The organism is Moorena sp. SIO4E2 (assembly GCF_010671945.1).
Lineage (GTDB): Bacteria > Cyanobacteriota > Cyanobacteriia > Cyanobacteriales > Coleofasciculaceae > Moorena > Moorena producens.
In genome coordinates this window covers 1-13,198 of record NZ_JAAHIE010000173.1, presented here as the reverse complement: position 1 = coordinate 13,198, position 13,198 = coordinate 1, and the positions used below count along the sequence as shown (strand labels likewise).

7 protein-coding genes and 1 pseudogene are annotated in these 13,198 nt (G+C 41.2%); 4 read left to right on the top strand and 4 right to left on the bottom strand.

What is annotated here, in order from left to right; all coding sequences use genetic code 11:
• Positions 1 to 113: 113 nt before the first annotated feature.
• Complete coding sequence (locus tag F6K37_RS18385; protein ID WP_502708867.1) at positions 114 to 833, bottom strand: helix-turn-helix domain-containing protein; 720 nt, start codon at positions 831 to 833, stop codon at positions 114 to 116.
• 56 nt (positions 834 to 889) lie between these two features.
• Positions 890 to 1,204, bottom strand: coding sequence for a recombinase family protein (locus F6K37_RS18375; protein ID WP_229414555.1), 315 nt, complete (start codon positions 1,202 to 1,204; stop codon positions 890 to 892).
• 673 nt (positions 1,205 to 1,877) lie between these two features.
• Here F6K37_RS18375 and F6K37_RS18370 point away from each other — a divergent pair.
• The 4 genes and pseudogenes from F6K37_RS18370 (at position 1,878) to F6K37_RS18355 (ending at position 8,485) form a co-directional block, all read left to right on the top strand.
• A complete protein-coding gene (locus F6K37_RS18370; RefSeq protein ID WP_287251506.1) occupies positions 1,878 to 2,405 on the top strand; it encodes a hypothetical protein in 528 nt (175 codons plus the stop codon).
• A 242-nt stretch (positions 2,406 to 2,647) separates the two neighbouring features.
• Positions 2,648 to 3,070, top strand: a pseudogene (locus F6K37_RS18365) (Uma2 family endonuclease); the annotation flags it as partial.
• Positions 3,071 to 3,841: 771 nt separating this feature from the next.
• Positions 3,842 to 4,948, top strand: a complete 1,107-nt coding sequence (locus F6K37_RS18360; RefSeq protein ID WP_287251505.1) for an alkene reductase — start codon at positions 3,842 to 3,844, stop codon at positions 4,946 to 4,948.
• Between the two features lie 246 nt (positions 4,949 to 5,194).
• Positions 5,195 to 8,485: an NACHT domain-containing protein gene (locus F6K37_RS18355; RefSeq protein ID WP_287251504.1), complete on the top strand. Its 3,291-nt coding sequence runs from the start codon at positions 5,195 to 5,197 to the stop codon at positions 8,483 to 8,485.
• A gap of 384 nt (positions 8,486 to 8,869) precedes the next feature.
• On the opposite strand, the gene F6K37_RS18350 is transcribed toward F6K37_RS18355, so the two are convergent.
• Positions 8,870 to 9,094: an AbrB/MazE/SpoVT family DNA-binding domain-containing protein gene (locus F6K37_RS18350; RefSeq protein ID WP_071105541.1), complete on the bottom strand. Its 225-nt coding sequence runs from the start codon at positions 9,092 to 9,094 to the stop codon at positions 8,870 to 8,872.
• A 164-nt stretch (positions 9,095 to 9,258) separates the two neighbouring features.
• The gene (locus F6K37_RS18345) at positions 9,259 to 12,981 is read right to left on the bottom strand and encodes a helicase-related protein (protein ID WP_287251503.1); all 3,723 of its coding nucleotides are present in this window, start codon (positions 12,979 to 12,981) and stop codon (positions 9,259 to 9,261) included.
• Positions 12,982 to 13,198 lie beyond the last annotated feature (217 nt).

The following is a 13,198-nucleotide window of genomic DNA, read 5'->3' as shown; positions in this document are numbered from 1 at the left end:
AGGCACGTAAGTGGCTGACTTGCCCAGCATTTAAGGCCGTAGGCCACGCTACGCGAACGGCTTTGTTTATCAGTACATATATTATAGCAATTTTATAATACCCTGTGCAAAATTCATCCCACACCTAATGCGTAGCATAGGTGTGGGATGAATTTTGCCGGACAGCTAAAAAACGTCAAAAAAGTTCTAACACCAGGATCGAGAGCAACTACCTTGCCTTGATTCTCGGCTTTGTTTCGAGTTGCTTTGTAAGGGACTACTAAATAATAGTCCCCATTGGTGCTAATTAATCGATAGTCACATAGGTGATCTGGTAGGCTTTCAGCAAAGGTTAACTCTCCTAATTTTGTAGGGTAGATCCCCTTTACTGAAACAGCGGATTTTGGGATGTAGCAAGACTGAACAGGAGTTTTTCGAGACCTAAAGCGAACTCGATTAATTTGCCCAGTCAAATTGTATTTTTTCTTAGCCTCTATGACCGCAGTGCAGGCATCCTTTATCCCTATCGATTTAATTTGATAAGGTACTGTTTTACACCATTCAGGAAGACTGTTAAGGATGTCAGTCTTGATGGCCAACCAGTTAGCTTTAACTTCGCCATTTTTGAGGATTTCTACGGTCTTGTTGAAAACATAACGGGACACTCCAAACCAGCGATTAATCAATTGACGTTGGTCAGCTTTTAGGAATAGTCGGATCTTTTTTGATTTTTGAACCGTATTTCCTGAGTCCTTGGACTCTACAAGAGCAGACGTGAATGATTGAGAGAATATCGGCGGTAAATTCTGATCAAAGACAGCTTTCAGGGTTGTCGGATCCCATGATTTTTCCACCGTTGAGACTGACCGGAGATGAAACCTTAGAGTAGTGCAGCCTTACTACAAAACCTTTACCCTATGCTGCATAATTTACCAACTATAAAGGCTGCACTACTCTTACGGTAACTTCTAACCAAGTACTCAAAGAGTTCAAACCCAAACCGGGTAAGTCTGTCGAGACAGGCAACAATAATTGTGAGCTGATCCCCACGCATAAGTCGCTCCAGTATGGTTTTAAGCCCAAATCTTTTGTAGTTAAGTCCTGATCCGATGTCAAAGATGATTTCCGCTTCTGGATAGAGGGAGTGCATATAAGCAACCTGTCGATTAAGGTCATTCCTTTGTTTTTGGCTGCTGAGGAGGCAGTAACAGATAGTAGCAACCACAGTTTTGCCCGCCTTTCCGAAGGTGAGTAAGCTTTCTGTATCGAAGAGTCTGTAACCACTTGGGGTGCGTTCGCATTTGATCGTGCCATTATCTGCATACTTGCGAAAGGTATTTCTGGAGAGTCCCGTAAGTTCGACCGCCTTACGTAGTGGTATCAGTAACCTCCCTTAAGTATACCAAATAGTTGTAGAGATTGCTAGACTATGTGACACTTTTTATAACTGTATACAAACCTTTTGATTTATCCGTCTGATGGGATGCCAGTGCGTTTTAAGGCCAGAGACTTGCAGTGTATTGAGGAAACTTAGTATTGCTTGGTGCAGTTTTAGCTAAGTTTTCGTTTGTGTTAGTAAGTTAACTGGCTTTTTATGATTAGTATTGGGAATGCGATCGCATCCTTGTTTTATGTGGTCATATACCGTAGCTATTCAGGTATCAGCTATTAGCTATCAGCGTGTCGCGTATCAGCTTATGCGCTACACGCACACTACTTGAGGTGCCATTGGCCAAAGGCTGACCGCTAAACGCTGACCGCTGAATGCTTACCATATACCCAGTCATGCCCCTGACCCCTAACAGGTGTCTTGAGCTTAACGGTAAGGTATTAATACCGTGTTAAGCTTATAGGTTAAGACGCTCTCGACCACTATCTTATCATAGGCACGGACAACTATGCGACCTGATTTGCAGGACTTGGTGATTTCAGAGGACTATCTATCCAATTTGATTGGGGAGAAGCCAGAGCGAGTCAGAGGTTTTTTCCTAGAGAAACCAAAAGAACCAGGAGATTTCCTGATCAAATTGGGTAGAGGTACCTTTCTATGGTTGAAATATAAGGCAGTTAGACGGCTGGTGAAAGAAGTGGATCGATACAATACGGTGATTAGAGCTGTATACATTAATGATCAATTGGAAGAAGCTGGTAATCCAGGTGTTGGTCTCAGCAATCGGGAGCGAGTGCTCGAAGCCCTTAAGGTGATGAAAACGGATTTAGTGCGTGCCTTGAAGACAGAACGAATTCTCAGAGAGAATAAGCAGTTTATTACTAAGAATCCTCAGCTATTTACTACTAATTTAACCACCTTGACTGCCCTGCACTTGAGTGATCAGGCCAGTGAGTATGGACGAGTGCTAGATCAAGCCTTGCAGGTGGCAGTGGGGGTGCAAGAGGAAATGAGAAAATTGCAGAATCAGCGTTAGGGGCGGATAATCTATTTATTTTAGGGAGTCGGGAATCGGGAGTCGGGAGTCGGGAATCGGGAGTCGGGAATCGGGAATCGGGAATCGGGAGTCGGGAATCGGGAGTCGGCAGGGTTATTTCATTCTGGATCTAGGTAACGAGTTTAAAGGCTTTCAGCCATCACATACCTGAATGCTCGAAGGCTGAAAAGACGTATCCTCGTCAATGCATAAAATATTGCAATTTAGAATGAAACAGCCCTGGGGAGTCGGGAATCGGGAACAGAGAAAAAATTCTGTGCATCGCTGGTTTTTTAAATATTAAGGTTGTGTTTAGCTCTCAGACTGTGTTTAGTTTACCAGGTGGTGGCGATCGCTCTCCCGATGTAGCTTGGGTAGCGCTGGAAAGATGGAAAGCACTGAGTCAAACAGAAAGAGAAGGTTTTCCACCCATTTGCCCCGATTTTGTGATTGAGTTGCGCTCACGGACAGATCGATTAAAGCCCCTACAGGAGAAAATCCAAGAGTATCTAGCCAGTGGCTTGCGTTTGGGTTGGTTGATTAATCCTCAGGATAAACTGGTAGAAATTTATCTGGCAAATCAACCTGTGGAAGTAGTAGCAATGCCTGTAGTGTTAACAGGAAATGAGGTGTTACTGGGGTTTAGTTTAGAATTTAGAATTTAGAATGAAGAATTTAGAATGAAGAATTTAGAATGAAGAATTTAGAATGAAGAATTTAGAATGAAGAATTTAGAATGAAGAATTTAGAATGAAGAATTTAGAATGAAGAATTTAGAATGAAGAATGAAGAATGAAGAATTTAGAATGAAGAATTTAGAATGAAGAATTTAGAATGAAGAATTTAGAATTTAGTGGCTAGTGGTGCTTTAGGGACGGGCTCGCCCTGATTTTATCGGTAGCCAGTGTTGGGACAGTCCGTCCGGAAATGAAACGGGCAAGATGCCCGTTCCACGCCTGATGCCCATTCCAACCACCAGGTCAAACAGCTTTTAGGAGATGCACCCAGCCACAAGCGCGTTCGCTTTTAGCGTGGCCTACGGCCAATCGCGTAGCGTGACCTTTGGTCAATCGCATTTTGGCTTTCTTGGTCTGTTGCTAACCTTTCCCCCCATCCAAGAAAACAGTTGTGCAATTTGATCAGTATGAATAGCTCTGGCTATAGGTTCCGATATCCACCCGGGAAAAAACCTATATCATATATATATTATTACTATGAAAACAGCTATATAATATACCCTATTCTTTCTTCCCACACTCTCCCATCGGGTGCATCTCCTAAAAGTTGTTTGACCCAGCAGTGGTGCGTTACGGGCAGCAACCTAACCCTGGCGCTTGAGCAAAACATACCAAGCCCCTAACTTGTCACAAATCATTTAGGATTGCTATATTTTGTTTAAATGGATTTGAGTCAATTTACATTGAGGGGTACAATAAATGACGGCTCCACTCTCTTTGTCCAAACTACTAAGCCCTTTTGAATTAGGTGATTTATCTTTAAAAAACCGAGTAGTAATGCCTCCTTTAACTAGAGGGAGAGCAGTTAATATGGGTATTCCCAATGATTTAATGGTGGAATATTATACTCAAAGAACTGGAGTAGGTCTAATTATCACTGAAGGTACTTTTATTTCCCCTCAAGCTAACGGTTGGGTAAATGCTCCTGGTATTTATACTCTGGAACAAACTGAAGGGTGGAAAAAAGTTGTTAGTGGTGTACACTCTAAAAATACGCCATTATTTTTGCAGCTTTGGCACTGTGGTCGGGCTTCTCATAGTAGTTTCCATGATGGTAAGCTAGCTGTTGCTCCTTCAGCCATTAAAATTAACGAAGAATATGTTCATACCCCTCAGGGAAAACAGCCTCACGAAACCCCACGAGCCCTGGAAACTGAAGAAATACCCCAAATAGTAGAAGAGTATAAAAAAGCGGCTGAAAATGCCAAACAGGCAGGTTTTGATGGGGTAGAGATTCATTCAGCTAATGGTTATTTACTGGACTCTTTTCTGCAATCTAAAACCAACCAAAGAACAGATGACTATGGTGGTAGTATTGATAATCGATATCGTTTACTCAAAGAAGTAATCGAAGCTGTAATAACTGTTTTACCAGTCAATAGAGTAGGGGTTCGTTTGTCTCCTAATGGTCTATTTAATGATATGGGGTCTGTGGATTATCGTGAAACATTTCTTTATGTAGCTAAAGAGTTAAACAGTTATGGGTTAGCTTATATCCATATATTAGATGGATTGGCTTTTGGATTTCATGAATTAGGAGAACCGATGACTTTGGCTGAGCTTAGAAACGTTTTTGATGGTCCAATTATTGGTAATTGCGGCTATACTAAAGAAACAGCTGAAGCGGCAATTCAAGAAGGTGTGGCAGATTTAATTGCTTTCGGAAGACCGATTCTAAGTAATCCAGATTTGGTTGCTCGCTTCGCTAATAATTGGCCCCTCAATCCTATTCCAGATGTTAAAGTTTGGTATTCTCCAGGTAAAGAAGGTTATACTGACTTTCCTACTTATAATAAGGCAAACTAGCGAGGCTGTTACTAAGTGCGGTCTAGCCTGAATTGTAAACCCTAAAGGCTTTTAGGGTTTACAATTTTTTGAGCGAACAGCGGTTCATTACGGGGCAGGCTGTCCCAACTATTGCGTCTTGCGTCTTGTGTCTTGCGTCTTGCGTCTTGCCTGCTCCCTGTTCCCTGTTCCCTGCTCCCTGCTCCCTACTCCCTACTCCCTAAAGATCTATAATAATAGATAAACCAAAAAACAACTACCAAGATCATGCTAGATTGGTTAGCACTGTGGGGAATTTCTAGTGCTGGTGGCTATCTCGCCAAAGAAGTGATCGGTCCCTTGGCCAAAGACGCTCTAGAAGACTACACTAAAGATTTTTTCAAAGAATCTATCAAAGATTATACCGGACTATCGGAGCAAGATACCCAGAAAAAACTCTTGGTTAAAGCCTTAAAAGCTTTTGTAGCTTTAGTTGGACAAGAATTAAAGGTTGCTGACCTATCTAAGCAAGAAATAAAACAATATACTAAACCCCTCAAGCAGTATATTAAGAACCAATCCGTTAAAGCTATCCTGGGAAGTGCCTTTAACTATGGCTGTAAAGAAATAGATACCGATACATTAGCCAAGACTTGGGTTGAGCTGAAGTTATTATCATTACCGGAAGAATTTCGTTGGAAGTATATTGGTAAACAGTATCTCAAGCAAGTACAAACTATAATCAAGCAATCGGATAAGTTACGGCCTATCTGGGATTCCCAAACGTTAGATGCGATCGCAAAAAACACTAACGCTACAGCAGGCATTATCCCTGATTTTAACTTAAGGGAGTATCAAGAAGCACTCCTAGAGAGCTACGGTAATGTTAAACTAGATAGTTTAGATACCGATGGTTCTGCCTATAATCAACTAAAACTCTGGACGATATTTATCCCCCAAAATGTGCGAGAGGTTCATGACTTGATGCCAGAGGCGATTCATGAACTGCCTAAGGATTATTATCAAAAACTGCTAGAGAGTGGTCAACTAGAACAGGAAATTGACCAAAAGGAGTTGCAACGAGCTAAAAAGCTTTATTATCAACAGCCGATAAAATCCGTATTGGATGTGATCAAGGACTCTCAAGGCTATCGGTATTTGGTGGTTTTAGGAGACCCAGGCTCTGGTAAATCTACTTTGTTGCAATATTTAGCATTGGAGTGGGCAAGAACCGATCTAACTACTGCCCTTTCTCTACCAATTCCCTTACTGATTGAATTACGCACCTATATCCGGAATCGCGATAGTGGACAGTGTCATAATTTCTTGGAATTCTGTCATCAAAGCAGTGGATATATCTGTCATCTCAATCAACATCACCTTGATGAGCAGTTAAAGGCTGGTAATGCCTTAGTGATGTTTGATGGGTTGGATGAAGTCTTTGAGCCAGGTAAACGAGAAGATGTAATTACGGATATTCATCGCTTTACCAATACCTATCCTAAAGTAAGATTAATTGTGACATCTCGGGTAATTGGTTATAAACCCCAACGGCTACGGGATGCTGAATTTCGTCATGTTATGCTCCAAGACTTGGAGTCCGAACAAATTCAAACCTTTATCGAGCACTGGCATGAATTAACCTTTACGGATCAAGCCGATAAAGTTAGGAAACGGGAGCGCTTACAAAACGCAATCAAGACATCCTCCCCAATTCGACAACTGGCGCAAAATCCCCTATTACTAACCATGATGGCAATCCTGAATCGCAATCAAGAATTGCCTCGTGACCGCTCTGAACTCTATAACCAATCCTCTCGATTACTGCTCCATCGATGGGATGTGGAACGAGCATTACTAGAAGATAATCGTCTTGACCCCAAGACAATTGATTATCAAGATAAGCAACAGATGCTGGGAAAAGTGGCAGATTTCATGCAGGGTAATCAAGCAGGATTAGCGGGAAATCTGATTAGTGCAGAGGATTTAGAACGGATTATCTTCGAGGAGTTGAAACTACGGGAAGTTACTAATCCAAGAGCGGTGGCTAAGGTAATGATTAATCAGTTGCGCACCCGCAATTTTATCTTGTGTTTCATGGGAGCAGATTACTACGCCTTTGTGCATCGGACATTTTTGGAATATTTCTGTGCTTGGGAATTTGTCAGGAAATTTGAGAAAACCCAGAAGATTGACCTAGAACAGTTACAAACCCAAGTATTTGGTCAGCACTGGCGGGATGAATCTTGGCATGAAGTGCTGAGGTTGATTGTGGGCATGATTGATTCCAGAAAAGCTGGAGAAATTATTGAGTATTTGATAGCACAATATGGAGAGAGTAATAGGTTTGGAAATTTATTTTTGGCAGCAGATTTTTTATCTGAGGTGAGGAATCGCTATGAGATTAAATCAACAGATACTACATTACTGAATCGCGTCAAAGACTTAATTAATTATGATCAAAATAGAAAAAGATTCAGTGATAGTGATATTCGCACTAACGCTGTGGTAGCAGTAGCCACCCATTGGCAAGACCACCCAGATACCTTAGCCCTACTTCAAAAATGGGCTCGCTCTGATCAAGATGGGAATGTGCAAGCTACAGCAATTGAACAGTTAGCTCAAGGTTACCAAGACCACCCAGATACCTTAGCCCTACTTCAAGCATGGGCTCGCTCTGATAAAAATTCGTGGGTGCGACCTACAGCAATTATAAAGTTAGCTCAAGGTTACCAAGACCACCCAGATACCTTAGCCCTACTTCAAGAATCGGCTCGCTCTGATAAACATTCGTGGGTGCGAGGTGAAGCAATTAAACAGTTAGCTCAAGGTTACCAAGACCACCCAGATACCTTAGCCCTACTTCAAGAATCGGCTCGCTCTGATACTGATTCGGATGTGCGAGGTGAAGCAATTAAACAGTTAGCTCAAGGTTACCAAGACCACCCAGATACCTTAGCCCTACTTCAAGCATGGGCTCGCTCTGATAAAAATTCGTGGGTGCGACGTACAGCAATTGTACAGTTAGCTCAAGGTTACCAAGACCACCCAGATACCTTAGCCCTACTTCAAGCATGGGCTCGCTCTGATACTGATTCGTCGGTGCGAGTTACAGCAATTGAACAGTTAGCTCAAGGTTACCAAGACCACCCAGATACCTTAGCCCTACTTCAAGAATCGGCTCGCTCTGATACTAATTCGTGGGTGCGAGTTACAGCAATTGAACAGTTAGCTCAAGGTTACAAAGACCACCTAGATACTTTACCCCTACTTCAAGAATTGGCTCGCTCTGATACTGATTCGGATGTGCGAGGTATAGCAATTGAACAGTTAGCTCAAGCTTGGCACAATCAGCCTTGGTTATGGGAATTTTTACGCGATCGCACTCTCCATGACCCTTTTGAGCGTAAGAAATTATGGGATGACAATCCTCGACAAGCAGCCCTTAAGGCCATCCTCGAATATTATCCTAACCATTCCCAAATCCAATCCTTATTGGAGGATAGAGCAGACCATGACTCCGATCCTAAACTACGGAAGTTTGCTCAGGAGGAATTGGCCAGATTATCGAGGTTTTGATAGTAATCAAGTATAGAGGGTTTTCAAACGAGTTGTAAATTAATCGATGGTCGAAAAAGGCAAAATGCAACAGGCAAGAGGCAATAGGGGCAAGAGTTACAGAGTTTTTTATTAAACTAAAAAAAGACCTTTTCCGTTTACATCTCAAATGTAAAGCCTATATATACATACCAGAGTTATGGTTAACAGACAGTAAAAAACTCCCAAAGTCAAAAACCTTGGGAGGGTCATTTTAGGTTATATTCAACCCAGTCTAGCATCCGTATTTGATTAGTATGGATCATCAAATCAAGTACCGACATTTGCTTCTAGCCACTTAGCAATCGCATTTTGGCTTTCTTGGTCTGTTGCTAACCTTTCCATCATTTATCCACAGCGGTTCCCTCACTTAGCCAGCTCCCTCAAAGCATTTTCATACCTCTTGCTGACTTTCTGATAAGCTGCCATTACCGTTTCAAACTCAGGGTCTTTCGTGGTGATTTCAACACCATCAGCGGTTTCTGTGATAAATACAGTATCTCCCTGGCCAACATTCAGCTTTTGTAGGATCTCTTCAGGTAGAGTTATGCCTAGGGAATTACCAATTTTATTAATTGTGAGCTTGTACATATTGTAAAGGGAGTCGGGAGTCGTAAAAATCCTATATTATTATATATATATCATTACTATGAAAACCGCTATATAATATTCCCTATTCTTTCTCCCTACACTTCCCACACTTCCTGCGCCCCCGCCCCAAACTCTTCCCCCTACTCCCGATTCCCTACTCCCTATCAACGCGACAAAATCAAATTCAAAACATTCAACTCATTAGATGTCAACAAATACTTATCCGTAAACATCTTTGCTCTGAGTTGCTCTAGGGAATAGCTGTTAAATACAATAAACGGAAAATCTTGATACTCGTGACCAATGGGTAAAACATTATCAACCGGGTAAAATGTGCGAATATAACTACTCATAATCTTCCGAAATCGAGCATCTTCCGGTTCTTCCGGTTTAGAATCAAAATATTTCTTCAAAGCCTCTCCAGCAATAAAGGTAAATAAGGGCAACGCATAATATTGGTCAAATCCTTTAGATTTCTGCTCAAACCATTGGGTTTTAGGAGCTGAATTGCCTAGGGTTTCCAGTAACTCTATGCCATCCTTAAGCCCAGAGCGTAGGTTTTCTGGATAAGACTTACTGGCACTCATTTTACCCATAGTTTCCAACAGCTCATTGGTAATATATCTCACTAGTTTTACCAAATTGATCTGATAGGTTTCCTGTAATCCATTAGCAATCGGTACCACCAGCAAGGCACCACTAATGTAAGCTGTCTCAATAGCGCCTAAGTTTAGTAATTTATCCAACCCATGGTTAACCAACTGATTAAATTGGTTATTGAAAGACTCTACTAAAGAAATATAATTGGATTCTGCTGTATTCTTAACTAAAAACTCCGCTTGATTAAGTAAATCCTTTAGTTTAGTAGACACTTCCTCTAAAGGGTCATCCCATGGTTTCCGCTTATATTCATTCTTCAGCTCACGGATCAGATTAGCAATCTGAGCACTAAACCTATTCCCTACGGCTGAAATCGACTTACCTCCAATGGGAATTATCAAGAAATTGTCCCGACCAATCTGTCCATAGCCCTGGATGCGAGTCATGATCGACCCTTTCAACAGTAAGAGAATATTCAACAGACTCAGCACACTTTCCTTGATAAACAACTGCTGTTGCTGGTCATCCTCAGCATCATAATAAACAGAACGCTCAGCTAAATAGAAAATAAGTTCTTTATCTTGATTGTCTAGAGTCTTAACTACTCCATCGTCTTCATACTGACCACGACCTCTGTAAATTACTTGAATCACTTCCATCAGGTTATGCTCAATCTCGAACCGAGGGATTTCCACCAGGATATGCTTAGCCTTGGGAAAGGATAGACCTCGACTCCCGGAAGCAGTCATAAACACCACCTTTACCTGATTTTTATACTGCTGGATTTGCTTCTTTTCGTATTCAGATATATTAGCATGGATTTCCAGATAATCCTGATACTTGGTAAACTCCCCTAGCTCCTTTCTAATGCTGTCAATTAGTTGCGCTAATCTCTGCTTATCCTGGATATAGACCAGTATTTGCTCAACATCAGACCGATTCATTAATGCCTGGATATCTTGAAAAATTGTTTTTTGAAGAGATTTTCCTAAAATATCCTGTTGCTTTAAATTAGCTTCTTCACTAAATCGACAAGACTCCACCAAAACCTTGTAAGTGATAGATAATTTGCTAGCTGGATAGGAATTAGCATTGATAACCGTTGCCTCTAAACCCTTAAATTTAAACCGTTGCCGTGAAAGGGGTAATCCCAAACCAGAATTTGCCGAATTTCCCACACTCCGGAAGTAAATCTTATCCGGTTCCGATGAAATGTCAGATAAATGTTGGTCAATTACCCCTGGATCAACAATGGAAGCATCTGCTACAATTACCTTAGTGTTAAAGCCATGGCCATTATTGATCAATTTATAGTTAGATAGTATCCTGTGAATACCATTTAAAAACTCAACTCCGCCATCATCCCCAGTTATCTCATCGATCATTATAAATAAATGCTTGATTCTGCTAGATATAGCCTGCATCTTAGCAGGAATAACCAACCCTTCTCCTTTGTTGTAAGCGTTTCTGAAAATTTTTTCAAAATGCTCTAAGGTGTTGCCCCTCGGAGTTGCTTTCAAAGACTGGATAGACACCGTAGCAACAATACTATTAGACGTCTGCTCATCCACAAGGCAATAGATGGCTTCACAAATACTACTTAAAACTCCTTTAGACTTTTTGCCACGGTCTTGAATTTCCTCATCCGTTAATCGCTTCAGCTTATTCGAGCGCCTTCCCGATGGTTGAATCGTTCTACTATCGAAAAAATCAACATCTTTGATATTAAAATCGTCTTGACACTCATTCCAGAGGTATTGGACAGTGTAGCGTCCAAAGTTGTCGGAAATTAAATTAGCATTAGTGTTGATAGCGATTAGCTGATTATCGCACAACTCTCCGGTAGCTGAGTCTTTAAACTTCTCGATAATGTCAAGATTGACTTGTTTCCTGGGACTGACGTAGAAAAACAAAAATCCCTCGTCAACATGACCCTTTAAAAATTTTGCGATCGCAGTCGTCTTACCAATGCCTGGATTGCCTGTTAAAAACAGATAGGTCTGGTCAGAAACCAGCGCCTTCGTAATCAATTCCCCATGAGCATCCCGCAAATTCATTGCTGTACTTAACCCGACACTTAATCCCAGTTGCTTGCTTAGATCGGGTGGCACCTGAGCAATAGAATTAACAAACCCCTGGATGTGCTCTTTATGATTTACTTTGGTTATAGTATCTGGTTGGATTGCTAACAAATTATCCACAAACTGCTTACCGTCCTGAAAACTGCGATAAGCATTCCGTTGGATTTGCTTTAACACCTGGTGACGGGCATCCTTAATCTCTTTAGGACTAGAATCATGTTTATAAATCTCGTGACAGGTGTCCAAAACCTCTCGATTCGTCTGGTTTACAGACATAGCACTAATTCCGCGATCGCTATAGCCCACTACATTAGATACTACCGATGTCTGATCCGAGAAAATACCAATCTCTCTCAGGAATTGATTAAAGCTATGAGCATAACTACCGGCCTGAATTAACTTACTAGTTTCCTTATCTCTGAACTTAAATGCAGTAAAATAACTCTTCAGCTCTTTAGCGAACTTAAAATCTAAGTTTTTCGTATCTAAGCGAAGCTTAGAAAAAACACTTTTAGATTTCAAATAGTTAATATCACGAATTAATCCATGCCGGAGAATATCTACATAATTCAAGTTTTCAATATCCGCATCTGTCTTAATCGAAAACACCGATAAATCCACACAAAGCACCCGAAACTCCCTACCGCGATAACTTAGCAGCATCAGAGTATCGGCTTTCAGAAACTCTCCCTTCTTAGAATACTCCCTAATGTAACTGTTCAAATTGTTAGCATTAAAATTATTAACCCGAGCCACAGTATTCCTAGAAGGTCTGGTTTGACTACCTAACTCCTGATCAAATTGAGACAATACCTCCTTATACCATTGATCATCTCCTTTACAATAGGTACCGATACTATTATCATCACAGAAACAGCACTGGTAATAGACAATTTCTAGATGACGCCGCTTATGTTCTTTACTCCAACCGATAGCCTTGAGATAATCCCGAAAGAAGTTCAAACCAGATAAGAAGCCTTTCTGAAGGAAAAACGTACTCCATTTTTCAGCCATCTCTCTTTCCAAAGGACTGATCAGCTTATCCACAATCCGCTGGAGCATATTACGAAACTTCAGTTGCTGCAAATCGTGATCATATAAATTACCAAAATTGTGCTTAATCTTCTTTTCCTCAATGTCAGCTAGAATGCCAATATTAAATCCAACTTCAAAGAGGCGACCTAAATCTTCTGCTATTTTAGTCATGGTTTAAAGGGAGTAGGGTGCGTTAATGAAATGTAACGCACCATCGGGAGTAGGGTGCGTTAATGAAATGTAACGCACCATCGGGAGTAGTGGACTGACACAGCTAATTTGGTGCATTAGAATCTGCCATCTCTTCCTCTTCAAACACTGGATAAAGATGTTTAAGTTTGACTCTGGCATCCGGGGTTGAAAAATGCCAAATTACTTGACTGGCTGT

Bases quoted from the DNA above. Each gene is read 5' to 3' on its own strand.
- F6K37_RS18370 (WP_287251506.1), top strand. From the start codon at position 1,878: ATGCGACCTGATTTGCAGGACTTGGTGATTTCAGAGGACTATCTATCC.
- F6K37_RS18360 (WP_287251505.1), top strand. From the start codon at position 3,842: ATGACGGCTCCACTCTCTTTGTCCAAACTACTAAGCCCTTTTGAATTA.
- F6K37_RS18350 (WP_071105541.1), bottom strand. From the start codon at position 9,094: ATGTACAAGCTCACAATTAATAAAATTGGTAATTCCCTAGGCATAACT.
- F6K37_RS18345 (WP_287251503.1), bottom strand. From the start codon at position 12,981: ATGACTAAAATAGCAGAAGATTTAGGTCGCCTCTTTGAAGTTGGATTT.
- F6K37_RS18355 (WP_287251504.1), top strand. From the start codon at position 5,195: ATGCTAGATTGGTTAGCACTGTGGGGAATTTCTAGTGCTGGTGGCTAT.